Annotated in this window: 20 protein-coding genes; 8 read left to right on the forward strand and 12 right to left on the reverse strand. The window is 67.2% G+C overall.

The annotated features are described in order from the left end of the window. Positions 1-2 precede the first annotated feature (2 nt). Positions 3-1082 (forward strand): branched-chain amino acid ABC transporter permease, encoded by a 1080-nt coding sequence (locus tag J8847_RS18850; protein WP_211526251.1) that lies wholly within the window; start codon positions 3-5, stop codon positions 1080-1082. Positions 1083-1267: 185 nt separating this feature from the next. Continuing rightward, positions 1268-1582, forward strand: coding sequence for a hypothetical protein (locus J8847_RS18855; protein ID WP_211526252.1), 315 nt, complete (start codon positions 1268-1270; stop codon positions 1580-1582). Positions 1583-1636: 54 nt separating this feature from the next. Here J8847_RS18855 and ppa read toward each other — a convergent pair whose 3' ends face one another. The 5 genes from ppa to hemC form a co-directional block, all read right to left on the reverse strand. Beyond that, complete coding sequence (gene ppa / locus J8847_RS18860) at positions 1637-2176, reverse strand: inorganic diphosphatase (protein WP_211526253.1); 540 nt, start codon at positions 2174-2176, stop codon at positions 1637-1639. Between the two features lie 151 nt (positions 2177-2327). Next, a complete protein-coding gene (locus J8847_RS18865) occupies positions 2328-3524 on the reverse strand; it encodes a heme biosynthesis protein HemY (protein WP_211526254.1) in 1197 nt (398 codons plus the stop codon). Between the two features lie 3 nt (positions 3525-3527). After that, on the reverse strand, positions 3528-4664 hold the full coding sequence (locus J8847_RS18870; RefSeq protein WP_211526255.1) for a uroporphyrinogen-III C-methyltransferase: 1137 nt from the start codon (positions 4662-4664) through the stop codon (positions 3528-3530). Continuing rightward, a complete protein-coding gene (locus tag J8847_RS18875; protein ID WP_211526256.1) occupies positions 4661-5431 on the reverse strand; it encodes a uroporphyrinogen-III synthase in 771 nt (256 codons plus the stop codon). Before J8847_RS18875 ends, J8847_RS18870 begins: the two co-directional genes overlap by 4 nt. Next, positions 5424-6434, reverse strand: coding sequence for a hydroxymethylbilane synthase (hemC, locus tag J8847_RS18880; RefSeq protein WP_211526257.1), 1011 nt, complete (start codon positions 6432-6434; stop codon positions 5424-5426). The genes J8847_RS18875 and hemC overlap by 8 nt, the downstream gene beginning before the upstream one ends. 109 nt (positions 6435-6543) lie before the next feature. Between hemC and ppc the strand changes: the two genes are divergently transcribed. Continuing rightward, positions 6544-9342, forward strand: coding sequence for a phosphoenolpyruvate carboxylase (gene ppc / locus J8847_RS18885; protein WP_211526258.1), 2799 nt, complete (start codon positions 6544-6546; stop codon positions 9340-9342). Between the two features lie 124 nt (positions 9343-9466). Here ppc and J8847_RS18890 read toward each other — a convergent pair whose 3' ends face one another. The 3 genes from J8847_RS18890 to rpoD form a co-directional block, all read right to left on the reverse strand. Further along, the gene (locus J8847_RS18890) at positions 9467-11602 is read right to left on the reverse strand and encodes a family 10 glycosylhydrolase (protein ID WP_211526259.1); all 2136 of its coding nucleotides are present in this window, start codon (positions 11600-11602) and stop codon (positions 9467-9469) included. Between the two features lie 252 nt (positions 11603-11854). Beyond that, positions 11855-12628 carry a transporter gene (locus J8847_RS18895; protein ID WP_211526260.1) on the reverse strand — a complete coding sequence of 258 codons (774 nt, stop codon included), beginning with the start codon at positions 12626-12628 and terminating at the stop codon, positions 11855-11857. A 328-nt stretch (positions 12629-12956) separates the two neighbouring features. After that, positions 12957-15617, reverse strand: a complete 2661-nt coding sequence (gene rpoD, locus J8847_RS18900; protein WP_211526261.1) for an RNA polymerase sigma factor RpoD — start codon at positions 15615-15617, stop codon at positions 12957-12959. 559 nt (positions 15618-16176) lie between these two features. Here rpoD and J8847_RS18905 point away from each other — a divergent pair. Further along, positions 16177-16647, forward strand: coding sequence for a ProQ/FINO family protein (locus J8847_RS18905; protein ID WP_211526262.1), 471 nt, complete (start codon positions 16177-16179; stop codon positions 16645-16647). Then, positions 16647-17240 carry a 3'-5' exonuclease gene (locus J8847_RS18910; RefSeq protein ID WP_211526263.1) on the forward strand — a complete coding sequence of 198 codons (594 nt, stop codon included), beginning with the start codon at positions 16647-16649 and terminating at the stop codon, positions 17238-17240. Before J8847_RS18905 ends, J8847_RS18910 begins: the two co-directional genes overlap by 1 nt. On the opposite strand, the gene J8847_RS18915 is transcribed toward J8847_RS18910, so the two are convergent. Beyond that, entirely contained in the window at positions 17237-18982 is a 1746-nt protein-coding gene (locus J8847_RS18915) for a response regulator (RefSeq protein WP_211526264.1), read from the reverse strand. The genes J8847_RS18910 and J8847_RS18915 overlap by 4 nt on opposite strands. Next, the gene (locus tag J8847_RS18920; RefSeq protein ID WP_211526265.1) at positions 18969-20486 is read right to left on the reverse strand and encodes an ATPase domain-containing protein; all 1518 of its coding nucleotides are present in this window, start codon (positions 20484-20486) and stop codon (positions 18969-18971) included. The genes J8847_RS18915 and J8847_RS18920 overlap by 14 nt, the downstream gene beginning before the upstream one ends. A gap of 222 nt (positions 20487-20708) precedes the next feature. Here J8847_RS18920 and J8847_RS18925 point away from each other — a divergent pair, with 222 nt between their 5' ends. Together J8847_RS18925 and J8847_RS18930 are read left to right on the forward strand one after the other, a co-directional pair. Continuing rightward, positions 20709-21443: a cytochrome c4 gene (locus J8847_RS18925; RefSeq protein ID WP_229513026.1), complete on the forward strand. Its 735-nt coding sequence runs from the start codon at positions 20709-20711 to the stop codon at positions 21441-21443. Further along, positions 21440-22708 carry a cytochrome c gene (locus J8847_RS18930; protein WP_211526266.1) on the forward strand — a complete coding sequence of 423 codons (1269 nt, stop codon included), beginning with the start codon at positions 21440-21442 and terminating at the stop codon, positions 22706-22708. Before J8847_RS18925 ends, J8847_RS18930 begins: the two co-directional genes overlap by 4 nt. Position 22709: 1 nt before the next feature. Here the strand turns inward: J8847_RS18930 and J8847_RS18935 are convergent, their stop codons facing one another. Both J8847_RS18935 and J8847_RS18940 read right to left on the reverse strand, forming a co-directional pair. Continuing rightward, entirely contained in the window at positions 22710-23831 is a 1122-nt protein-coding gene (locus J8847_RS18935; protein ID WP_211526267.1) for a type IV pilus twitching motility protein PilT, read from the reverse strand. Between the two features lie 99 nt (positions 23832-23930). Next, complete coding sequence (locus tag J8847_RS18940; RefSeq protein WP_211526268.1) at positions 23931-24413, reverse strand: DMT family transporter; 483 nt, start codon at positions 24411-24413, stop codon at positions 23931-23933. A gap of 207 nt (positions 24414-24620) precedes the next feature. On the opposite strand from J8847_RS18940, the gene J8847_RS18945 reads away from it, so the two are divergent. Continuing rightward, positions 24621-25394, forward strand: a complete 774-nt coding sequence (locus tag J8847_RS18945; RefSeq protein ID WP_211526269.1) for a head GIN domain-containing protein — start codon at positions 24621-24623, stop codon at positions 25392-25394. Positions 25395-25476 lie beyond the last annotated feature (82 nt).

Below are 25476 nucleotides of genomic sequence, written 5' to 3' on the forward strand. Positions count from 1 at the left end.
CCATGCTCTACCGCCTTCTTTCCGGCGACAAGCCGCGCAGCCGCGCGCTGTCCGCCGTCCTGCTCCTGATCTTCCTGGGACTGGCCTTCGCCCCCTTCCTGACCTCGGGAGCGCGTCCGCTCAATACAGCGGCCACGATCTGCGTCTACATCGTGCTGGTGGCGTCCTACGACCTGCTGCTCGGCTATACCGGCATCGTGTCCTTCGCCCACACGATGTTCTACGGGATAGGCGCCTACGGCATCGGCATCGGGCTGTCGCGGGTCGACGAGCCCACCTGGAGCGCCGCCCTCGGCGGCCTGGGCCTGGCCCTGCTGCTGGCGCTCGCGCTGGCCCTGGTCGTCGGCCTGTTCGCCCTGCGCGTGCGCGCCATCTTCTATGCCATGATCACCCTGGCCGTCGCCTCCTCGTTCGCGGTGCTGGCCTCGCAGCTGTCGGACATTACCGGCGGCGAGGACGGCGTCACCTTCAGCGTGCCGGAAGTGCTGTCGCCCGGCTTCCAGCTGGTGGAGGACGAAGTCTTCGGACGCTCGATCGACGGCAAGCTGCTCACCTATTACCTGGTGTTCTTCGGCTGCCTGCTGCTCTTCCTGTTCCTGCTGCGCCTGGTGAACTCGCCCTTCGGCCGCGTGCTGCAGGCGGTGCGCGAGAACGAGTTCCGCGCCGAGGCGCTGGGCTACCGCACCATGGTCTACCGCATCTGGGCCAACTGCTTCGCGGCGCTGGTGGCGGCGCTGGCCGGCGCGCTGATGGCGCTGTGGCTGCGCTACGTGGGTCCCAAGACCTCGCTGGGCTTCGAGGTGATGACCGACATCCTCCTGATCGTCGTGATCGGCGGCATGGGCACCATGTACGGCGCGGTGGTGGGCGCGGCGCTGTTCATCATCGCCCAGAACTACCTGAAGGAGCTGATGGCGCACGGCTCGAGCGCGCTGGAAGGCGTGCCGGTGCTGGCCGCCGCCCTGCACCCGGACCGCTGGATGCTGTGGCTGGGCGTGCTGTTCGTGCTGTCGATCTACTTCTTCCCGATCGGGATCGTGGGCAAGCTGAGGCTGCGCAGCTACCTGGCGGCGCGGCGCTAGCGCGCCGTTTCTTCTGTCGTTCAAGCCTCCTTCGGGAGGCTTTTTTTGTGCCCGCCAGGCGACCGCGCCGCCGGCAGACGGTTCCGCCACAGCGTTTGCGCATAGTCCGGCGCTGTCCGCCTTCTCGCCACTAACATGGGAACGGCACTCGTCCAATCATGGCTTGGCCCTACGCGGAGTCGTCCATGCATCAAGCACTCCTCCACCTGGCGGCAGCCGTCCTCGCCGCGGCCGCTTTCTCACCCATAAATGCACATGCCATGCCGGTCCTGCTGGCCGACAGGCATGCGGACAGCCACAGCATCTTCGCCGGCAGCGAGCCAGTCAAGGCCGGCGCCGGGGTCCAGCCCTGTCTCGCCTTGGACATGGATGTCCTGCGTGCGGAGCGCACCGGCGCGGACGACGCGCTGGCATGGCTGCTGATCACGGGCGGCGCCGCGCTGCTGGCTTTCGCCCGGCGCCCGGCCGCGCGTATTCGGGCAAAGACACCAGGGCCATGAAAAAAGGCCGGCCGCCCCGAGGGACGCCGGCCTTCTGTACGGCACGGAGCGAACTTACGCCTGGCTCTTCTGCTTGAATGCAGCGACGCCGTTGGTGATCTCGGCCTTGGCGGCTTCCGCATCGGCCCAGCCTTCGATCTTGACCCACTTGCCCGGCTCCAGGTCCTTGTAGTGCTCGAAGAAGTGCTGGATCTGCTGCAGGCGCAGCTCTTCCAGGTCGTCCAGCTTCTGGATCTTCTTGTACATCGGCAGGACCTTCTCGACCGGCACGGCGATCACTTTCGCATCGCCGCCACCGTCGTCGGTCATCTTCAGCACGCCCAGCGCGCGGCAGCGCACCACCACGCCCGGCGGCAGCGGGAACGGGGTGATGACCAGCACGTCGCACGGATCGCCGTCGTCGGCGATGGTTTGCGGCACGTAGCCGTAGTTGCACGGGTAGTGCATCGCGGTGCCCATGAAGCGGTCGACGAAGATCGCGCCGCTGTCCTTGTCGACCTCGTACTTGACCGGGTCGGCGTTCATCGGGATTTCGATGATGACGTTGAAGTCGTTCGGCACATCTTTGCCGGCTGGAACATTGTTCAAGCTCATGGAATAGTCCTTGGTTGCTGAAGAATCAATAATGGTTCGTCATTATAGCGAAACGGGTCTCGCCTGTGCGGTGCAACACAGGCAAAGGTGCGAGTTTGGGGGAGTCGCCGGATCGCGGACGAAAAAAAAGCGGCCCGAAGGCCGCGTCCGTTTAGAGGATGCTCGCCAGCGCGCACTGGCGGTAGTGGTTCGCCGCCTCCTGCTCCTGCCCCAGCGCCTCGTGCATCTGGGCCAGCTTCAGGTGCGCCTCGCGCACCATCGGCGCCTCGGTCGCGTCCGACAAGGCCTGCTCCAGGTAGCGCTGCGCCTTGCCCCAGAGTTTCTGCTTGAGGCACAGCGAGCCCAGGGTCAGCGCCAGTTCCGGGTCGGTCGGACGCTGCTTGAGCCAGGTTTCGCAGCTTTCGATCTGGGCCAGCAGCGAGGGCGAACCGGAAGGACCGGCGGCGTCGCGGTAGGCGCGCACCACGCGTTCGTCCCAGTTGGCCTTGAGCGCATCCTCGGCAATGGCGCGCGCCTCGTCGTGCAGGCCGCGCGTATTGAAGGCGGTCGCCGCGCGCGCCGCGATATAAGGAATGCAGCGGTCCGCCGCCGGCACCGTCGACCACACGCGGCGGATCGATTCGGCGTCGTGGCCCGGCTCGCCCAGCAGGGCCTCGTAGGCCAGCTCGCGCAGGCGGCTGGAGAGCGCCGGGTGCAGGGCCTTGCGCTTGTCGAGGATGCGCACCAGGCGCAGCACCTCGGGCCAGTTGCGCGCCTGCTGGTTCGCCTTCATCGCCCATTGCAGCGCATGGATGTGGCGCTGCCCGCTGGCGTTCAGCTCGGCCACCGCTTCCAGCGCGGCCTCCGGCTGGTGGTCGTCGACCAGCAGTTCGGTCACCGTCATCAGGCGCGCGGTCTTCATCGAAGCGTCGTGCGCAATCCCGGCCAGCCAGGCGTCGCGGCGCGCCGGCTCGCGCATGCGGTGCGCGGCGCGCGCGCCGATCAGGCCCGCCAGGCCGGCGTTCTCGGGCAGTTCCGCAGCGCGCATGGCGGCCTTCTCGGCGTGGCCGAAGCGGCCTTCGAACAAGGCCTTGAGCGCATCGCGCAAGCCCTTGTTGCCTTCGCGCTCGCGCTTGCGCTGGCGGTAGGCGGCCACCCGTTCCGGCATCCTGAGCGTGGCGCTCAGCGCCCGCACCAGGCCGTACACCACCAGGAACAAGAGGATCAGCAGCACCACGAACAGGTTGAGCGACATGTCGATCCGGTGCGGCGGATAGAACAGCACCACATTGCCCGGATTGAAGCGCGCGGTCACGGCAATGCCGATGGCGGCGGCCATCAGCGCGACTAACCAGAGGAGTAAACGCATGGCTTATTGCTTCGCTTTGTAGTTGCGCACGGCGTTCAGGCTGTCCGCCAGGGTCGGCATCTCGATCTGCAGGTTGTTCGCCTGCACCTGGCGCAGCGCGGCCTGCACCGACTGGGTGGCGCGGGCGCGCGTGTCGAAATACTTGAGCAGCGTTTCCTGGGCCGTCGTCAGGTCGTCGCGGAAAGTCGCTTCGTTCCGCGACAGCAGGGCCAGGCGGGCGTTCAGCAGGCGCAGCTTGAGGTTCTCGCGCACGAAATAGGATTCGCCCGGCGACAGCATCAGCGCTTCCGGCTTCTCGACGCTGCGCACGCGGATCAGCTGGCGCAGGTCGTCCCACATCTCCTGGGTCCAGTTGCTCCAGGTCTGGCCGACGCGCTCGCCCAGGGTCAGGGCCGCGGGCGGGGCCTCTTTTTGCTTCTTGCGGCTGTCGCGCACCGGGGCGGCCGGCAGCAGCGGCTTTTCGTCCGAGACCATCGGCAGCGTATCGACCTGGGCGATCACGTTGTCGAGGCGCAGGGCGACGCCGGCCATGTCGACCGCCGGCATGCCCTTGAGCTTCTCGATGTCCGCGGCGATGGCGCGGCGGATGGTCAGGAATTGCGGCTTGTCCGAGCGCGACAGCGAACGGTCGGCGTTCTGCAGCGCGATCAGCGCGCCCTGCACGTTGCCGGCCAGTTGCAGCTGCTGGCTGGCGGTCGAGAGAACCTGTTCGATCTCCGACAGCGCCCACTCGTCGCGGTTCTTCGACAGGTCCTGGTAGAGCTGCTCGAGGGCCAGCTGCTGGCTCTGGGCCTCGCTCTGGCGGCTTTCCAGCACGCCGACCTTGATCTGCAGGTCCTTGGCCTGGTCCGACACCTCGCGCGCCAGCGCGGCAGTCTCGGCGTTGACGGCATTGCCCTTCTGCAGGCTCAGCGCCATGTCCTTGCGCAGCGAGTTGATGCGGCTGTGCGTGGAGATGGTCTGCACGGCCAGCAGCACGGCCAGTACCGTGACGGCCAGCGGCAGCGGCTGCTGCAAGGTCTCGAAAATGCTGCGTCCGTGCGCGCGCGGCGGCGCGGCGACAGGCTCGGTCTTTTGAAGACTCGTCGACGGCGTCCCGGACGGCTGGGCTTGATCTGGATGATTGGGCAGTTCGTTCATTCTTGTGATTGTAACGCGGCAAGTAATCTTGCGTCGCCAGAACCGGTCTGGGTGATCCTGGCAAAGCCGAGCGTCCGGGCCGTTTCGGCAATCCGTGCATGCGGCACGATCAGGTGCTGTCCCCGCAGGCGATTCTGCCCGGCAACAGGGTCCAGCTGCCCGGCCAGCCCGACCAGTCCGCGCAGGGCTTCGGAGCTCGTGATTATCCAGTCGTTTGGCCGTGCCAGCAAGGCATCCAGCCGTGTGGCGAGCTCAGGTGTCAAAGATGGGACACTGCGCCGGTAGGCGGCCACGGTGTCCACCTGGGCGCCGGCGGCGCGCAAATGCTCGGCCAGCAGCTCGCGGCCGCTGTCGCCGCGCACGATCAGTACCCGGCGCCCGGCCAGGCTGGCCAGGTCCAGCTGCTTGAGCAAATGTTCGGAATCGCTCGGATCCTGCTCGGCCGGGCAATAAATGGTCGCGTTGGCGGAATTCACGCCATGGCGCGCCAGCGCCATCCGGCTGCCCTCGCCCACGACGGCCAGCGCCACGCCGTCCGGCCAGTGTTCGACGTGGGCAAAAGCCGCGTCCACCGCGTTCGGCGACACGAAGGCCACCAGCGCAAACCCGGCAAGCTGCGCCATCACCGCGCGCAGCCGCTCCGGATCGTCCGCCGGGCCGATATCCAGCAGCGGCAGCACGACCGGCGTACGCCCCAGCGCCGCGACGGCCTCGGCCAGCGGTTCCGCCTGGGCGCGCGGACGGGTGATGACGACGGGGTCAGGCATCCGCGCCGGCGTCCTGCTTGCAGGCTTCGAGGATCGCATGGGCGTCCTGCTCGGCCAGCAGCCTCGACACCTGCTCGCCCAGCAATTCGGGCTGGGCCGCCGCCCCGGACACTTCGCCGCGGGCGACGCGCTTGCCGTCCGGCGTGGCGACCATGGCGCGCAGGCGCATCTGGCCGCCCTCAACCTGGGCGAAGGCCGCCAGCGGAATCTGGCAGCTTCCGCCGAAGATCCGCGACACCTTGCGCTCGGCCATGACGGCGTGGGCGGTGTCTTCGTGGTTCAGCGGCGCCAGCACGGCGCGCAGGTCGACGCCGTCGCTGCGCTGGCCGCTCAGGATCTCGATCGCCATCGCGCCCTGCCCGGCCGCCGGCAGGCTGTACTCGGGTTCGAGCAGCGCGCGGATACGCTCGGGCAGGCCGAGGCGCTTGAGGCCGGCCGCGGCCAGGATGATGGCCGCATAGTCGCCACGGTCGAGCTTGCCAAGGCGGGTGTCCAGGTTGCCGCGCAGCGGCTGGATCACCAGGTGCGGATAGCGGGCCGCGATCAGGGCCTGGCGGCGCAGGCTGCTGGTGCCGACCACGGCGCCGGCCGGCAGCGCGTCCAGGCTGGCGTAGTCGTTGGAGACGAAGGCGTCGCGCGGATCCTCGCGCTCCAGCACGGCGGCCAGTTCGAAGCCCTCGGGCAATTCCATCGGCACGTCCTTGAGCGAATGCACGGCCAGGTCGGCGCGGCCCTCGGCCATCGCGACCTCGAGTTCCTTGACGAACAGGCCCTTGCCGCCGACCTTGGACAGGGTGCGGTCCAGGATCTGGTCGCCGCGGGTTGTCATTCCTAGAATTTCGACGCTGCACTCCGGATATAATGCAGCGAGTCGGGCGCGCACGTGCTCTGCCTGCCACATGGCGAGGCGGCTTTCGCGGGATGCGATAATCAGTTTCGCGGGCGCCTGCTGCGCCGATTCATTAGCTTTCAACTCGGATTCTTTCACTGTCGTTGAGCCCATCCGGACGATGCCAGTAACCGGCTCTTGCATAAGATCACAAATTTTATCATGGGCCATCTTGCAGACCATGGCTAACAGCCATCGCACAATCATTTAACTTGTGGTCGATATGGACAACGTAGCTGCACATGACAACCCCTCCGGCGCGGACAAGGATGCGCCACTGAAAGAAGACATTCGCCTGCTGGGCCGCATTCTGGGCGACGTATTGCGCGACCAGGAAGGCGACGCCGTGTTCGAGGTGGTGGAAACAATCCGCCAGACCGCGGTGCGCTTCCGCCGCGAAGCCGATCCGAAAGCCGGCGAAGAGCTGAACGCCCTGCTGCACAAGCTCACCCGCGACCAGACCATTTCGGTGGTGCGCGCGTTTTCCTACTTCTCGCACCTGGCGAATATCGCCGAAGACCAGCACCACAACCGCCGCCGCCGCGCCCACCTGCTGCACGGCTCCGGCCCGCAGGCCGGCAGCGTCGGCTATGCGCTGGACAAGCTGGTCGACGCCGGCGTGAGCCAGGAAACGGTGGAAGGCTTCTTCAAGGAAGCCCTGATTTCGCCGGTGCTGACGGCCCACCCGACCGAAGTGCAGCGCAAGAGCATCCTGGACGCCGAGCACGACATCGCGCGCCTGCTGGCCGAACGCGACCTGCCGCTCACGCCCAAGGAACGCCAGCGCAACACCCAGCTGCTGCATGCGCGCATCGCGACCCTGTGGCAGACCCGCATGCTGCGCTACTCCAAGCTGACCGTGGCCGACGAGATCGACAACGCCTTGTCCTACTACCGCATCACCTTCCTGCGCGAAGTGCCGGCCCTGGTGGACGACATCGCTTGCGAAATCGCCGCCCACTACGGAACCGACAATGCGAAGCTGCACGACGCCACCTACCTGCAGATGGGCAGCTGGATCGGCGGCGACCGCGACGGCAACCCGAACGTCAACGCCGACACCATGCGCCACGCGCTGACGCGCCAGTCGACCACCATCCTCGACTTCTACCTGGACGAGGTGCACGCGCTGGGCGCCGAGCTGTCCGCCTCGACGCTGATGGTGGACGTGTCGCCGGCCCTGGAAACCCTGGCCGACGCTTCGCCCGACAATTCCCCGCACCGCAGCGACGAGCCTTACCGCCGCGCCCTGATCGGCATTTACGCACGCCTTGCCGCCACCGCGCGCGAGCTGGGCGTGGGCCACATCCTGCGCCGCGAAGTCGGGCATGCCGCGCCCTACCTCGACCCCGAGCTGTTCGCCGCCGACCTCGAAGTGCTGGCCGACTCGCTGCGCGCCAACCACGGCGCGGTGCTGATCGAGCCGCGCCTGGCGGGCCTGAAGCGCGCCGCGCGCATCTTCGGCTTCCACCTGGCCTCGCTCGACATGCGCCAGAGCTCGGACGTCCACGAGCGCGTGCTGGCCGAGCTGTTCGCGCGCGCCGGCGTCGAGGCCGACTACGCCGCGTTGAGCGAAGAACAGAAGGTCGCGCTGCTGCAGCAGGAACTGGCCCAGCCGCGCCTGCTGTACACCCCTTACGAGACCTACAGCGACGAGACCAACGGCGAACTGGCGATCCTGCGCACCGCGCGCGAGATCCGCCTGCGCTACGGCAGCCGTGCGATCCGCAACTACATCATCTCGCACACCGAGACCGTCTCCGACCTGCTGGAAGTGCTGCTGCTGCAAAAGGAGACCGGCCTGATACGTGTGTCGGCCGGCGCCTGCGACGTCATGGTGATCCCACTGTTCGAGACCATTCCCGACCTGCAGCGCGCAGCCGGCATCATGTCGGAGTGGATGTCGCTGCCGCTGGTGGCGAGCGTCATCGAGAAGCAAGGCCGCCTGCAGGAAGTCATGCTGGGCTATTCGGACTCCAACAAGGACGGCGGCTTCCTGACCTCGAACTGGGAGCTCTACCAGGCCGAACTCAAGCTGGTCGAGGTCTTCGAAGAGCAGAACGTCAAGCTGCGCCTGTTCCACGGCCGCGGCGGCACCGTCGGCCGCGGCGGCGGCCCGAGCTACGACGCGATCCGCGCCCAGCCGCCGGGCACCGTCAACGGCCAGATCCGCCTGACCGAACAGGGCGAGATCATCGCTTCCAAGTTCTCCAACCCCGAGATCGGCCGCCGCAACCTGGAGCTGCTGGTGGCGGCCACCCTGGAAGCGAGCCTGGCGCCGCACGCCAGCAATGGCGCGGGCGCGGAGCGCCTGGCGCGCTTCGAGGGCGTGATGGCGGAACTGTCGGAGCGTGCCTATAAGGCCTACCGCAACCTGGTGTACGAGACCCCGGGCTTCACCGACTACTTCTTCGCCGCCACCCCGATCGCCGAGATCGCGGAACTGAACCTCGGTTCCCGCCCTGCCTCGCGCAAGTCGACCCGCCGCATCGAAGACCTGCGTGCGATTCCCTGGGGCTTCTCGTGGGGCCAGTGCCGCCTGCTGCTGCCGGGCTGGTACGGTTTCGGTTCGGCCGTGAGCGGCTGGCTGAACGAGGGTGAGCGCGACAGCAAGCTGGAACTGCTGCGCGCGATGTTCCACGACTGGCCGTTCTTCGCCACCCTGCTGTCGAACATGGACATGGTGCTGGCCAAGACCGACCTGGCGATCGCATCGCGCTATGCGGGGCTGGTGGCGGACGAGCAGCTGCGCGAGCGGATCTTCAAGCGGATCGCGGCGGAGCATGGAGAGACGCTGCGCTGCCTGGAGGCGATTACGGGAGCCGCTGAACGCCTGGCAGGCAATCCGCTGCTGGCACGGTCGATCCAGAACCGGTTTGCCTATCTCGATCCGCTGAATCACTTGCAGGTGGAGCTGATTCATCGCCGCCGTGCGCTGGCGGATAATGTGGATCCGCGGGTGAATCGCGGGATTCATTTGTCCATCAACGGTGTGGCGGCTGGCCTGCGTAATACAGGCTAACAGTGCATAACGAACTTGGGTCCCCGCCTTCGCGGGGATGACGTGCTGGAGAACGTAGTCATTAGCGTTTGAGTCGTCATTCCCGCGAAGGCGGGAACCCAAGTTTGTACGGCAGCCAACAGCCTTACTGGGAACACGCCCCCAGCACCGCCCCCTTGCTCAAATGCGCCTCCACCGCACTCGGCGCCACGCACACCTGGCTCGCCGGATTCGAGCTGCTTCCCGTCTTGTGGCACACCGCCACCTTCCCATCCCCACAGCGCGCATCGATCACCGGCACCGTCACGCTGGCCTGCGCGAAGCACCCCTGCGGACTCGCCGCCTGCACCGTGAAGCTGAAGCTGCCCGCGCTGGTCGGCGTAAAGCTCGTCACCGCGCCGCTGGTCGCCGATAGTCCGGCCGCCGGGCTCCACGCGTACTCCGCACTGGCCCCGGCCTTGTCGCTCGCCGTCAAGCTCACGCTCTGCGGCCCGTAGCCCAGCGTGATCGCAGCCGCTCCCGCCGTCACTTCCGGCTGCGGCATCGTACCCAGCACCTGCACCGACGCCTCGGCGCTGGACTCATGACCACCCTTGTCCAGCGCCGTCAGCTGCACGCGCTGCGTCCCGATATCCGAGCACGAGAAGCTCGACCGCGACAGGCTCAGCAACTCCACGCCCCAGTTGTCGGTCGTCCCGCCGTCGACCTCCGCCGGCGCGATGCTGGCCGTGCCATTCGCCAGGGTCACCGACGCCTCGCGGGTGCGCACCACGGGCGGCTCGAAATCGTTGCTGACCGTATTGGCGCGCGCACTCTCCACGCTCAGGCGGTTCAGCGCGGTCACGGTGTAGTAGTAATACTTGCCCGCTTCGGCGGTCCTGTCCGCGAAAACCGGCGTGGCCATGTCGGTCGCGGCCAGCAGCTTGCCCGGCGCATCCAGGTCCATGTCGCGCTGCTCCGAGCGGTAGATCGCGAAGCGGCGGGTCTTCTCGAACTCGTCCGCGCTGTCGCCAGGCGCGGTCCACGCCAATTGCACCGCATTGTCCTGGTCCAGGCTCGCGGCCAGGTTGGCCGGCGCGCCGGGCGCGCCCAGGCCCTTCCAGGCCATCACCGGCAGCAGCGCCGGGCGTTTGTAGTGTCCGTTCATCAGGCTCGTCCGGTAGCCCAGCGCGTTCCCCTGCAGGAAGGCGTGGCGGAAGTGGATCTGGCCAGAGATGTTCCACAGCGAGCGGTTCAGGGCGATCTGGTTGTTGATCTGGTCGGGGTTGGTCCAGCCGCTGGTGTTCATCTTGTAGTCGGCCAGGCCGACGTACATGTGGCGCGCGTAGGCGTTGTTGTTCCACCAGGGGACCAGCAGCGAATAGTCCGAGCCGGCCTGGCCCATGTACCAGTAGACCTGGGGCGCCAGATAATCGACCCAGCCCTGCTCGATCCACTTGCGGGTGTCGGCGAACAGGTGCGTGTAGTGCTGCAGGGCGCCGGCCGCCGTCGGCGAGCCGACCGCCGGATCGCTGCTGCTGCGGTAGATGCCCGAGGGCGAGACGCCGAACTTGACCCAGGGCTTGGCCGCCTGGATGCCGGCGTTGACGCGTTCGATCAGCAGGTTGATGTTGTCGCGGCGCCAGTCGGCGCGGCCCGCGGCGGTATTCGGGAAGCCGCGCGGATCGGCGGCGTAGGCCGCATCGTCGTTGATGACGCCATTCGGATAAAAGTAGTCGTCGAAATGGAGTCCGTCGATATCGTAGCGGTTGACGATGTCCATGATGACGCCGACCACGTGGTCGCGCACCTGCGGCAGGCCGGGATTCAGGATCTTCACCGTGCCCACCTGCAGCAGCCACTCGGGGTGCGCGCGCGAGACGTGGCTGGCTGCATACTGTGCGTTGTTCGATTCGGTGGCCGTATTCGCCACGGCGCGATAGGGATTGATCCAGGCGTGGAACTCCATGCCGCGCTTGCGCGTTTCGGCGATGGCGTACTGCAGCGGGTCCCAGCTTGGCGCCGGCGCACTGCCCTGCTGGTTGGTCAAGTAATAGGACCACGGCTCCAGCTCGCTCGGATACATGGCGTCGGCCTGGCTGCGCACCTGCAGGAAGGCCGCGTTCATGCCGGTTGCCTTGTTATGGTCCAGGATGCTTGCTAACGCCGCCCGTTGCTGCTCGGGCGTCTGCAGGCGGTTCGGCCAGTCCAGGCTCAGGTGGGTGCTGATCCAGACGCCGCGCAGCTCGCGCTTCGGTGAAACAGTCTGGGCATCGGCGTGGGAATAGGAAGCGACAAGCATTGCGGCTGCCGCGGCAAGCAAAAGTTTTTTCATGTTGTCGTTTTTTGCAGGGTTGAAGTCGACGCACGCGAAGGCCGATGCGCCTGTGGCAGCCACGCCGCCTCTCCCCGCGCCGCGTTTCCGCCATCTGCGACAGAGAGTACGCGGCTGTCATTTTTGCAACCAATGAAATTGCGACAAGCTTACATAACCGGCATGCATGCCTGCGATCTCGTCACAATATGCATATTCGACAACGAAGGCGCCGGCAGGCTAGCGCTTGAAGGACAAGCCGATGGTGAAGGCGGTATCGGGGGTGCGGCTGTTGAGGCCGCGCGAGAACATGGCATCGACCTGGCAGGACTTGGAGAGCAAATACGCGGCGCCGACATCGAAACTCGCCTGGGTGCCGCCATGGCGGCCGCGCGCGATCTGCGGCAGCGCCACTTCGGCGAAGCCGCGCAGGCGTTCGTTTACTTCCTTCCCGAGCACCACACCCAGGACGCCGAAGGTGTAGCGGCGCCCCTCGTCGTCGCGCTCGCGGCCCAGGCCCGGCATCACACCCAGCGACATGCCCGACGGGAGCTCCCACTCGCCCGCCACGCGCAGCGAGGGCCGCACCCCGCTGCCGCGAAAGGCGCGCGAGCCGCTTGGCAGTTCGGCGTGCAGCAAGACGCCGACCGAAGGCAGCCCTCCACGCGCGTCCATCGTATGCCACTTGAGCCCGAGCGAGGTGTCGGCATGGCCCGACCCGCCGCCCTGGACATGGATGCGGCCGTCGGTTTCCACGCGCAGTTCGAGATCGTCATGGACGCCGACGCGCAGCAAGGTCGGCGTCGCCACGCTGCGCTCGCGGCCCGCTTCATGGCGGTCGCGTTCGAGCAGGAGGCTGGTTTCCAGCTGCAGCCGGCCCTTGCCGACGACCTTGCTCGATTCGACGAAGTCGGGGCGGTCGGTCACGATGGCTTCGTCGGCGGCCTGCGCGCAGTGGATGGCGCACACGGCCAGTAGCGCGGTGGCGCAGCGGGACAGGATGGCGGTCTTCATTGATGTTTCCAAGCGAATGCTGTGGGCAGCGTGACCTGTATCGTATGTCAGGCGGGCGGCGTGGCGCGCACAGAAGTTGAGGCCGGCGGCGTGCGGGCAAACTTGGGTTCCGGCCTTCGCCGGAACGACGTGCTGAGGGTGCGGACTACGGATATTTTCGACAGCTCGCTTCTAAGCACGTCGTACGCGCCACTGGCGCCTACGACTTCCGGCGAAGGCCGGAACAATGCCACTGGCATTGTTCCGCCCAAGTTCAACCAGCTAAAAACAGCCACACAAATAAAAAATGCCGCCCACAAGGGCGGCATTCTCACCAAGCCATAAGGACTTAGTTGTTGTGCAAGAAGGTCTTCAGCTTGTCCGAACGCGAAGGCTGGCGCAGCTTGCTCATCGCCTTGGCTTCGATCTGGCGGATACGCTCGCGGGTCACGTCGAACTGCTTGCCCACTTCTTCCAGGGTGTGGTCGTTCGACATCTCGACGCCGTAGCGCATGCGCAGCACCTTGGCTTCGCGCGGGGTCAGCGAGTCCAGCACTTCCTTGATCACGTTGCGCATCGAGGCGTGCAGCGCGGCGTCCAGCGGGGCCAGGGTCGCGTTGTCCTCGATGAAGTCGCCCAGCTGCGAATCGCCGTCCTCGCCCATCGGGGTTTCCATCGAAATCGGCTCTTTCGCGATCTTCATGATCTCGCGAACCTTGTTCTCCGGCATTTCCATCTTGGCGGCCAGGGTCGGCAGGTCCGGTTCGCTGCCGGTTTCCTGCATGATCTGGCGCGAGATGCGGTTCATCTTGTTGATGGTCTCGATCATGTGCACCGGCACGCGGATGGTACGGGCCATGTCCGCGATCGAGCGCGTGATCGCCTGGCGGATCCACCAGGTCGCGTAGGTCGAGAACTTGTAGCCGCGGCGGTACTCGAACTTGTCCACGGCCTTCAGCAGGCCGATGTTGCCTTCCTGGATCAGGTCCAGGAACTGCAGGCCGCGGTTGATGTACTTCTTCGCGATCGAGATCACCAGGCGCAGGTTGGCCACGGTCATTTCGCGCTTCGCCTGGCGGGCGCGCTTCTCGCCGGCCGCCATCTGCTTGTTAATGCGGCGCAGGTCGGCCAGCGGCAGCGCCACGCGCGCCTGCAGGTCGATCATGCGCTGCTGCAGTTCCTTGATCGCCGGCAGGTTACGGCCCAGCACGGCGCTGTACGGATACGCGCAGTCGACTTCGCGGTCGCCCCATGCCAGGTCGGTCTCGTTGCCCGGGAAGACCTTGATGAAGTGGGCGCGCGGCATGCCGCAGCGGTTCACGCAGATGTCCAGCACGGCGCGTTCGATGGCGCGCACTTCGTCCATTTGATGGCGCAGGGTGTCGCACAGCTTCTCGACCACCTTGGCGGTGAAGCGAATGCCCAGCAGCTCGTTCGAGATCACTTCCTGGGCGTCGTTGTAGGCTTCCGAGCCGTAGCCCTGGGTCTTGAACGCATGGCCCATCTTGTCGAACTGCTTCTCGATCAGCGAGAACTTCTCGAGCGCGCCCTTCTTCAGCGCGGCGAGCTGCTCGGCCGAGTAGCCGGCCGCGCCACCGCCGCCGCCTTCGCCCTCTTCTTCCTCTTCGACTTCCTCTTCTTCCTCTTCCTCGTCATCCGACGAGGCGCTGGCCGCCGCCGGGGCCGGCGCCGAGGATTCGTTCAGGTCGACGAAACCGTCGACCACATCGTCGATCTTCAGCTCGTCGCTGGCGATCTTGTGCGACAGGGCGATGATTTCCGAGATCGTGGTCGGGCAAGCCGAAATCGCCTGCACCATGTCCTTCAGGCCCTGCTCGATGCGCTTGGCGATCTCGATCTCGCCTTCGCGGGTCAGCAGCGACACCGCGCCCATTTCGCGCATGTACATGCGGACCGGGTCGGTGGTGCGGCCGAAGTCGGAATCGACGGTCGACAGCGCGGTGGCGGCGGCGGCTTCCACTTCGTCTTCGCTGGTCGGGGTCACGGCCTGGTCCGACAGCAGCATCATTTCCGCTTCCGGCGCGCGCTCGTAGACGGCGATGCCCATGTCGTTGAAGGTCGCGATGATGCCTTCGATCGCTTCCGGATCGATGATGTTTTCCGGCAGGTGGTCGTTGATCTCCGCATGGGTCAGGTAGCCGCGCTCCTTGCCCATGTTGATCAGGTTCTTCAGCTGCTGGCGGCGCTTTTCCAGTTCCTCGCCCGAGAAACCGGCCTCGTTCAGCACGCCCAGGCCCTTGGCCTTGCGCTCGCGCAGCTTCGACGCCGCCTTCAGTTCGGCGCGCTCGACAGCGTTCAGCGCCGCGACTTCGTCGTTCTCCGGCACGAACTCGCTCGGCTTGCGGCCGCGGCGGCCCGGCACCTTCACCTGCGGCAGCAGGTAGCCCGTGGTGTCGATCGAGGCCAGCACGGCGGCATCGGTGGTCTGGCTGACGGCGCCGACGGCGCTCGGGGCGACGGCCGGGGCCGGGGCCGGCGCTTCGGTACGGCGTGCGGTGCGGGTGCGCACGAGCTTCGGCGCAGCGGCTTCGGCGGCCGGCTCGGCGGCTGCTTCGGCAGGTGCAGCTGCAGGCGCAGCTTCCGGCTCGGCGACGGCCTTCAGGGCGGCCAGCTTGCCGCGCTTGCGCACGATGACCGGCGGCGCGGCCGGGGTTGCCGGCACGGCCGGCAAGTAGTCATTTGCAGCGTCGGCATCCGCAGCGTCGTTGGCGGCTTCGGCAACCGGCGCCACCTCGACCACCGGCGCGGCGACCGCTTCGACCACTTCTGCCTGGACGTCGGCGACCTGCTCGGCGACCGGCTCGCCAGCCTGGGCTTCAGCAGTCTTCAGCGAGGCCAGGCGCGAACGGGTCTTGACCACCGTCACCTTGGCCGCAGCTTCCGTTTCCAGGAAATAAGAGGTCGCGGTTTTCGGCACTGCCAGCGGCGCCGAGCTCTTGGCCGGTGCTTTTTTCGCTGTCAGTGTCAAGGTTTTGGCGGTGTTCTTCATCTAAAGCTCTCCAGTCGAGGCGGGGGCGCGCCTGCGAAGTCAATAATCCAGCGGGACCCGCGGAGCGGGTCCTGGCAAATGTGGTTCGGAAGTGGCCCTACCTTAGGGCGAAGGGCGGGACTTCAAGCACGGATTTCCTCGTCCCGCACGCAAAGGCAGAGAGCGGCGGGAAGAAAGAAGGATCGGTGGTCAAAATCGCGGTGTGCATGTCGAACGAAAAAAAGCCCGTCGGCTGAAACGGGCTTGCATCTATTTTTCTAGAAGAATAGAAGGAGGCGATATTATGCCCCAACGCAAGATTTGGTGATAATTGAAATATCCGATAATGGATATAAGCAATTCGTATATTAGCAAGCCTCCTTCGGCTCCCCTACGGGTTCTGCGTCGGCGCAAGGCTTACGCAAGGCAAGGGGCGGATCATACACGATTTCGCGGCCGCGCGCCCGTGCCACGTGGCGTAAAACCCAACAATATCCTTGGAACAAGTACGGACCTAGTACAATACTATGCGCCCGAGCGACGTGCTATCCTTCGCTTTCCCGTTCTTACCATGAAGTCAATGAATACCAATACCCCTGCAGAGTCCGCCGACATCACCGCCACCCCAGCCGCTCCGGAACAGGCCAAAGCGCCCGCCCTGTCGGCCCGTGCACTGCTCAAGCAGCTCCAGCAGGAGTTCCCCGCCTTCCGCGATTGCCTGCCGCTGGCGATCGGCATCGACAAGCAGTTGCTGGCCCGCATGCCGGGACTGGACCGCAAGACCATGCGCGCCGCGCTGGGCATCCACACCGGCTCCATGCGCTACCTGCGCGCCATGGAAAAGGCCAAGGTGCGTTTCGACCTGGACGGCACGCCGGGCGCCGAGGTGACCGATACCCACCGCCTCCACGCCAAGGAACAGCTGCAGGAACGCTTCAAGAAGGAAGCCGAGCGCAAGAAGGCCGAGCGCGACGCCGCCGCCGCGGAAGAAGCGAACCGCAAGCGCCAGGAAAAGCTGCAGGCGCTGGCCAGCAAGTTCTCGCGCAATTGATGAGTGTCGATCCGGACGAGCTGCTGCCGCCCTATGTCGGCATCCAGCTGGCCGACGTGCGCATCGTCCGGACCGAGGCCGAGGCCGCAGCAGCGCTGAGCGCACTGTCCGAGGCCGACGTGATCGGCTTCGACACCGAATCCAAGCCCACCTTCGCCAAGGGCGAAGTCTCGACCGGGCCGCACCTGGTGCAGCTGGCCACCGACCGGATGGCTTATCTGTTCCAGACCGCCAGCACGGCCGGCAGCGCGACGGCCCTCATCGTGCTCAAGCCGGTGCTCGAATCGGACCGCATCCTGAAAGTCGGCTTCGGCCTGGGCGACGACGTGCGCCGCCTGCGCGCCAAGCTCGGGATCGAACCGCGCAACGTGCTCGACCTCTCCACCGCCCTGCGCCGCGGCGAGCGCAATTCGCTCGGCGCCAAGAGCGCGGTGGCGCGCTTCTTCGGGCAGAAGCTGCAGAAGTCGCGCCGCATCACGACCACCAACTGGGCCATGCCGCGCCTGAGCGAGAAGCAGGTGCTGTATGCAGCGGACGATGCGCATGTGGCGCTGCGCATCTACCGGCACTGGCGCGCCAATCCACCGGACTAGCCGGCGCCGCCGGCCGGCACCGGGCGCGCGGCGGCGGAACGTTCGAGCGCCCGTTCGACGATGCTGGCCAGCTCCATCAGCTGGAAGGGCTTGCGCAAGACCAGGTCTTCTCCGATCACCTCCTCGATTGCCCGCATGTCCGCATAACCCGTGGCGATGATCATCGGCACGCCCGGATAGGCCCGGCGTGCGTGCCGCATCAGCTCGGCACCGGTCATCCCCGGCATCAAGTAGTCGGTGATGATCAGGTCCGGGCGCCCCGCCGCCAGCGCGTCCAATGCCCTGCGGCCATCGGGCGCCTCGGTCACGGCATGGCCCAGCGCCTCGAGCGATTCGACGATCGAGCGCCGCACCGCGGCGTCGTCCTCGACCACCAGGATGCGCACGCCCTGGCGCCGGCTGGCCTGGAGGTCGTGCACCTCGGCCGGCGGCGCGTCGTCGTCCAGGTTCGCCAGCCGCAGCCAGATCTCCACCGTCGTGCCGGCACCGGCCTGGCTCACGATGCGCGCGGCGCCGCCCGATTGCCGGGCCATGCCGTAGACCTGGCTCAGGCCCAGGCCCGTCCCCTTGCCGACAGGCTTGGTGGTGAAGAAGGGCTCGAACACGCGGGCGGCGATCTCCGGCGGCATGCCTTCGCCGTTGTCGGTGACGGCGATGCACATGAAGTCGCCCGCCAGGGCCAGGTCCGGGGGCGCTTGCATGACGGCCGCATGGAAGCACAGTTCGCCGCCCGCCGGCATCGCGTCGCGCGCATTGATCGCCAGGTTCAGCAGCGCCATTTCCATCTGGTTGGCGTCGGCCAGGACACGGGCTTGCGCCCCGTCCGGCTCGAAACGCACGCGGATGCCCGACCCCAGCGAGGCGGCCACCAGCTCGCGCACGCCGTCGAACAGCTCCTCGACCGGGATCGGGCGCAGCACCAGGCTCTGGTTGCGCGAGAATGCGAGCAGCTGGCTGGTGAGCTTGCCGCCGCGCTGGCAGGCGCGGCGCGCCACTTCCGCCCGCTGGCGCGCCACCTCATCCCGGGATAGCATCAGGATCAGGTCCATGCTGCCGCTGACCACGTTCAGCAGGTTGTTGAAATCGTGCGCGATGCCGCCGGTCAGACGGCCGATGGCTTCCATCTTCTGCAGCTGGACCATGGCCTGCTGCACCCGTTCGCGTTCGATGACCTCGGTCATCAGGCGGTCGTTGGCCTGGGCCAGCGCCCGGGTGCGCTCCTCGATGCGCGCCTCCAGGGTCGCGTTCAGGTGGACCAGCGCCGCCTGGCTCTCGCTCAGGCGCTGCGCCGTGCGGGTTCGGTCGGCCAGCACGTCGCGCGCCTGGTACTGGCGGCGCCTGGCGCGCAGGGCCGAGGTGGCGGCGCTGCGCACGGTCTGGGTGCTGAGCGGCCGCTCGAGCAGGATGACGTTGCCCAGGTCCTTGAGCCAGGCGCGCGCGGGGTCGCCCGCGTCGACGACTCCCATCAGCTTGCCGAGCAGGACCACGAAGGGGAAGTCCGACCAGGCCTCCTGTCGTCCAAGCAAGTCGGCCAGACGCGCCAGCTCCGCGCCATGCAGGGCTTCCTCGGCCACGATGGCCCCCCCGGCCCCTTCCTCGATCGCCCTGAGCAGCGCCGGGAAGGTGGCGACGATCAGGCAGCCATGGCCGTCCTGCGCCAGCACCGAGGCGATGACCTCGGCGTCGCGTCCGCGTGGCGCGAAAACCAGCAGGCGGACGTCGCGGGCGCTAGTCTGCGGCATGCGGCGTCGGCACCATCATGGGCGTGGAACCGCGGTAGCTCGGCAAGCCGGTCAGCACCCCGTCGAAGCCTATCAGCGGTTCGCCGATCCGGATGCCGTCGCTGCCGAGCAGAAGCTCGTGAATGGTCAGCGCGTGGTTCGCGGTCCGGCTCTTGATGACCGTCACGGCGCGCCGTAGCCTGCCGCTCGACTCGAAGAAGCGCAGCAGCACGGTGCTGTCGCTCAGGTAGCTCAGGTCGACGTCGGTGCGCACCTCGCCGACCAGGCCGTGCTGGCCCAGCACCAGCACCGTGGTCACGCCCTTCTGGTTCAGGTAGGACAGCAGCTCGTGCATCTGCAATGTCAGGAAGTGCTCGCCCGGCATCGCTTGCAGGTAGGCGTTCAGGCTGTCGATCGCGATGAAGCTCACGCCGCGCAGTTCGACGGCGTCGCGCAGCATCTGCGCGAACTCGCCGGGCGACAGTTCGGCCGGATCGATATGGTGGATCGTCAGTTGTCCGCTGTCGGCAAAGGGCCGCAGCTCCATTCCCAGCGAGGCGCTGCGCGCGAAGAAGGTGTCGAGGCCTTCGTCGAACAGGTAGAACGCGGACTTCTCGCCCCGTTCCAGGGCGGACAGCATGCAGCGGGTCGACAGGGTCGTCTTGCCGATGCCCGAGGGGCCGACGATCAGGGTATTCGTACCGCGCACCAGTCCGCCGCCGAGCAGGCTGTCCAGGCCGGGCGAGCCGGTCGAGCGGACCGCCGCGGCGAATTCTCCGCTGTGCTCGGCCGCCACCAGGCGCGGAAACATCGTGATGCCGCCGGTATCCAGCGTGTAGTCATGGTAGCCGCCGCGGAAGCGGATCCCGCGCATCTTGATGATGTTGACCCGGCGCCGCTCCTTGCCGAACTCCTTGGCGATCTGCTCCAGGCTGATCACGCCGTGGGCGAGGCTGTGCAGGTGCTGGTCGGACTGGCTGGTCTTGTCGTCGAGCAGCAGCACGGTGCAGGCGCGGGCGGCGAAGAACTGCTTGAGCGCCAGGATCTGGCGCCGGTAGCGCAGCGGATTCTGGGCCAGCAGGCGCAGCTCGGACAGGCTGTCGAACACCACCCGGACCGGCTTGACCAGGTCGACCTGGTTCATCACGTTGCGCGTGGTCTCCCCCAGTTCGACCTCCGAAGGATGGAACACCGACTGCTGCGCATCGATGTCCAGGTCGGTGTCGCCGGCCAGCTCGAACAGCGCCAGCTCGCCCAGCCTCCAGCCATGGCTGGCCGCCACCGCCCGCAGCTCGTCCGCCGTTTCGGACAGCGTGATGTACAGGCCCTGCTCGCCCTTGCGCATGCCGTCGAGCAGGAACTGCAGGCCGAGCGTCGTCTTGCCCGCACCGGGCGAACCTTCGACCAGGTAGACGCGCTGCGGCGTCAGCCCGCCGCCGAGGATATCGTCGAGCCCGTCGATACCGGTGGAGATGCGAGGAGCGGCGCCGGAACCGGTTGCAGGTGTCGGTGGGGAAGAAATCATGGTGCGGCCTATATTGGAAAATGACTACCGCAAGCGCGCGACGGCGCCGACGGCGGCGTCATGAGCCCGCGGACCTGGCGCTCCTGGTCGGAGACGACGGCAGCGCACGTGGAGGACAATACCACTTAATCAAAGGGAACAGCGCTCCGGTGAGATGCCGGTCCGCCCGTAAAGCATTGATCCACGTTATCATCCAGGCATTTCCCTTGCCGATGTGATGCGATGAACCCAGGCCGTTCCTGCCTTCTGCTTGCCGCCGTACTGATCTTTGCCTGGCCAGCCGGTGCCACGCAGGCCCAGACCGCGCAGCCGGTGCCCGACACCCTGGCCCAGCGCCTGGTCGCCTGCGCCTCCTGCCACGCCCGTGTCGACGCGGGCGGCAACCCGGTCAACGACAGCTACTACCCGCGCATCGGCGGCAAGCCGGCCGGCTACCTGTACAACCAGCTGCTGAACTTCCGCGAAGGCCGGCGCCAGTATCCCTTGATGACCTACCTGGTCGACCACCTGCCCGATCCCTACCTGCGCGAGATCGCCGGCTGGTTCGCGGCCCAGCACCCGCCCGCGCCGCAGCCGGCGCCCAGCAGCATGCCGCCGCAAACCCTGGAGCGCGGCCGCCAGCTGGTCTTCAACGGCGACAAGTCGCGCAATGTGCCGGCCTGCGTCGCCTGCCACGGCCAGCGCCTGACCGGCGTCGAGCCCTCGATCCCCGGCCTGCTCGGCCTGCCGCGCGACTACGTGAACGCCCAGTTCGGCGCCTGGCGCGACAAGCTGCGCCGCGCCCACGCACCCGACTGCATGGCCGAGATCACCGCCCGCCTCACCCTGGAAGACGTGAACGCGGTCTCGAGCTGGCTCGCCGCGCAACCCGTGCCGGGCGACCCCCGCCCCGCTGCCGCCACATCGATCGCACGCCCGCTTCCGCTGGCCTGCGGCAGCGCGAAGGACAGGCCATGAAGAAGCGGTCCATCGCCCTCCTCGCCGTCGCCGGCGCCGTCCTTGCCGCCGCCGCCATCGCCTGGCCGCGCGCCCAGCACGTGCCCGCCGCCTCGCCCGCCGCCTTTGCCGCCACGCCCGGGAACATCGCGCGCGGCGCCTACCTGGCCCGCGCGGGCGACTGCATCGCCTGCCACACGGCGCGCGGCGGTCCGGCCTATGCGGGCGGACGCGCGCTCGACACGCCTTTCGGCCGGCTGCACGGTCCCAACCTGACGCCCGACCGCGAAACCGGCATCGGCGACTGGAGCGCGGACGATTTCTGGAACGCCCTGCACAACGGCATCGGCCGCGACGGCCGCCTGCTCTATCCGGCCTTCCCTTACACGAACTACACGCGCGTCACGCGCGCCGACTCGGATGCGCTGTACGCCTTCTTCCGCAGCCTGCCGCCGGTACGCCAGGCCAACCGCCCGCACGAACTCGATTTCCCCTACAACCAGCAGGCGATGCTGGCCGGCTGGCGACTGCTCTACTTCCGCCCCGCCGTCTTCGAGGCCAGGCCGGCGCGCAGCGCCGAGTGGAACCGCGGCGCCTACCTGGTCGAGGGACTGGGACATTGCAGCGCCTGCCACAGCACGCGCAACCGCCTGGGCGCCAGCGGCGAGACCTTGTCCGGCGGCCTGATCCCGACCATCGGCTGGTATGCGCCCTCGCTCACCGCCGGCAGCGAAGCGGGACTCGGCGACTGGAACAAGGAGCACATCGTGGCGCTGCTGGGCACCGGCATCTCGCCGCGCGGCTCGAGCACCGGCCCGATGGCCGAAGTGGTGGCGCGCAGCCTGCAGCACCTGACGCCGGAGGACCTGGGCGCGATGGCGGAGTATCTGAAATCGCTGCCGGCGAGCGAAGCGCCGAAGCCGGACGTGGGCGAACCCGCCAGCGAGCAGCTGCTGGCCGAGGGCAAGCGGATCTACGACGCGCAATGCGTGGACTGCCACGGCGCCGACGGCAAGGGCAAGCAGCCCGCCTACCCGCCGCTGGCAGGCAACCGCGCGGTGACCTTGAGCCCTGCGGTGAATGCGATCAGGCTGGTGTTGAATGGCGGCTTCCCGCCCGGGACGACGGGCAATCCGCGCCCCTACGGCATGCCGCCCTATGGCCACGAACTGAGCGACGCCCAGGTGGCGGCGGTATTGACCTATGTGCGCGCCAGCTGGGGCAACGCGGCCCCGCCGGTCGGCGCGCCGGACGTGAACCGCTACCGCGCCGTGCCGCTGGACTGATTCACACCATGTCCGCGAACGCCACCCGGTCGGTGGTGGCGGCGCGCGCATCCTCGACGCGCACCTTGTGCGCGGCCAGCAGCTGCTCCAGCGAAGCGTTCATGGTATGGCAGCCCGGATCGCGGCCGCTGTTCATGTGGGTGCGGATGCCGCCGATGTCGCCTGCCTCCAGCAGGCGCATGATGGTGGCGCTCGGGGTCAGGCACTCGGTGGCGAGGTGATAGCGGTTGCCTTCGCGCGAAGGCAGCAGCGCCTGGCACAGCACGCCGCGCAGCGCGTGCGCCAGCGCCTGGGCCTGGGCTTCCGAATTGCCCAGCAGGCGCAGCATCTTCTGCAGTCCCAGCTCGGTCGAGCGCGCGTGCAGGGTGGCCAGCACCAGCGGACCGGATTCGGCCAGCGCCAGCGCCTCCTGGGCGGTCTGGGCGTCGCGGATCTCGCCGATCATGATCACATCCGGGCGCTCGCGCAGCGCATCCAGCGCACCCAGGTAGTAGCTCTCGACGTCGCCATCCACGCCCACCTCGCGCTGGGTGATGATGCATTTGCGCTGCGGGATCAGGGTCTCCACCGGGTCTTCGATGGTGATGATGTGGCCCGAGCGCTGCTTGTTGATCTCGTCCAGGATCGACGCGATGGTGGTCGACTTGCCCTGGCAGGTGTCGCCGATGATCAGCACCAGGCCGCTGGTCAGGCGCGCGAACTGGAGTTCGTCTTCCGACAGGCCCAGCTCGGACAGCGCCAGCGGCGCTTTCGGGAAGCGGCGGATCACGCAGCCCAGGCGCTTGCGGCCCTGGAAGTGGAAGCAGTTGGCGCGGATGCGCGCCGTGTGTAGGTCGATCGCGCGGTCGAAGGCGCGCACCGCGATGCGCTCGGCCCAGTTCGGCTCGATCACGTCGAAGAACTCTTCCAGCTCTTCCTTGGTGATCGGCGAATCCGTCACCGCCACCAGGCCCTTGGGCTGGCGCAGCATCAAGGGGCTGTTCTGGTGAATGATGATGTCCGAGAACACCAGTTTCGAGTTCAGCAGGTGCAGGATCTGCTCGACCAGGGTCCCGAACACCGGGTGGTCTTCGTTTTCAATATACGAGAGAGTGGGAATCTGCGAAGAGGTATGGTGTTCCATCTGGCCCGGGACGCTAATAAAAGATCAAGTGCGGACCATTATAAAACCAGTCCCGGCCAAAAATTGCAATATCGAAAGCAAAATTGCTTCGCGAAACGCTCAGCGTGAGAAAGCTGCAACGATCCGGTCGCCGAACAAGGTGATCGCGACGCCCAGCGCCACCACCAGGGCGCCCGTCAGGCGCACCGCCGACACCTTGCGCATCGCCATGTGGATCAAGCCGAAGTGGTCGATCGCCATCGAGGTGAACAGCTGGCCGGCGATCACCAGCACGATTAGGCTGAGCAGGCCGATGCGCGGGGCCAGGAATACGGTGCCGAACACGAAGGCGGCGCCGAGGAAGCCGCCGGCGAATTTCCACAGCGGCTGGGAAGGCAGCGCCGCCAGGGTGGCGCCCAGGCCGCTCAGGCCGTCCTTGGCCAGGGCCATGCCCAGCAGGGCCACGGTGCCGCAGCTGAAGGAAATCAGCGCGGCGGCTACGGAATTGGCGCCGATCGACGAGGCCAGCTGGCTGTTGACGGCGGCCTGGACCGACATCGCAATGCCGACGCAGAAGGCCACCAGGAAGAGAATCAGGTTCATCGCACTACTCCGCCCTGGAAAATCCGGGGAAAAAGCGCACGATTTTAGTGCATATGGCGGCGAACAGGTAGTCGGTGCGCGTGGCGGCCTGTCCGCCCAGCATGCATTCCACTCCGCGAGCCCTGCCGTTCGTCGCAAACGCGCCACGCCCGTCCGGGGTATTGACTAGCATCGCCTCACTGACATTTGCATCCACAGGAGACGACCATGCACAAGAACCGACTCACTTCCCCCATCCTGGGCAGCCTGCTGCTGGCCGCCGCCCTGGTCGGCGCCGCCGCGCCCGCCTCCGCCGGCCCCTGGCCCTTCAAGGGCGAGCAAGTCGAGGGCAGCGGCAGCGTCAAGCGCCAGGCGCGCCAGGTCCAGCATTTCACCGGCGTGGCGCTGGAGCTGCCGGCCCGGCTGGAGCTGCGCACCGGCGCCGCCGAGGGCGTGACGGTCGAGGCCGACGACAATCTGCTGCCGCTGATCGAGACGGTGGTGGAAGACGGCACCCTCAAGGTGCGCCCGTCCAAGCGCAACCTGAATCTGCGTTCGCGCAACATGAAGATCGTGGTCACCGCGGCCCAGGTCGACCGGCTGTCGCTGGGCGGCTCGGGCACCATCGACGCCGACGCCCTGCGCGGCCAGCGCCTCCAGTTCGACCTGGGCGGCTCGGGCAAGATCAACGTGCGCAGCATCGAGGGGGAATCGGTGTCGGTGACCCTGGGCGGCAGCGGCGAATTCCGCGCCGACGGCGGCTCCGCGCGCAAGCTGTCGGTATCGATCGGCGGCTCGGGCGACGTCGACCTGGGCAAGGTGCAGTCCAACGACGCCAGCATCAGCGTGGGCGGTTCGGGCGATGTGACGGTGTGGGCGAAGGATGCGCTGAGCCTGACCATCGCGGGCTCGGGGGATGTGAATTACTACGGCGATCCGCGTGTGAGCAAGTCGATTGCGGGGTCGGGGGATGCGCGGCGTCTGGCGGGTGCGCCGCGGTAATCAATGAAGGTGCGGCATGCATATGCCGCGTGTAACTTGGGTCCCGGCCTTCGCCGGGACGCCGGGGTAAGTGGCTCGAGGG

The sequence above is a fragment of the Massilia sp. AB1 genome (assembly GCF_018119385.1).
In the GTDB taxonomy this organism is placed as follows: Bacteria; Pseudomonadota; Gammaproteobacteria; order Burkholderiales; family Burkholderiaceae_D; genus Telluria.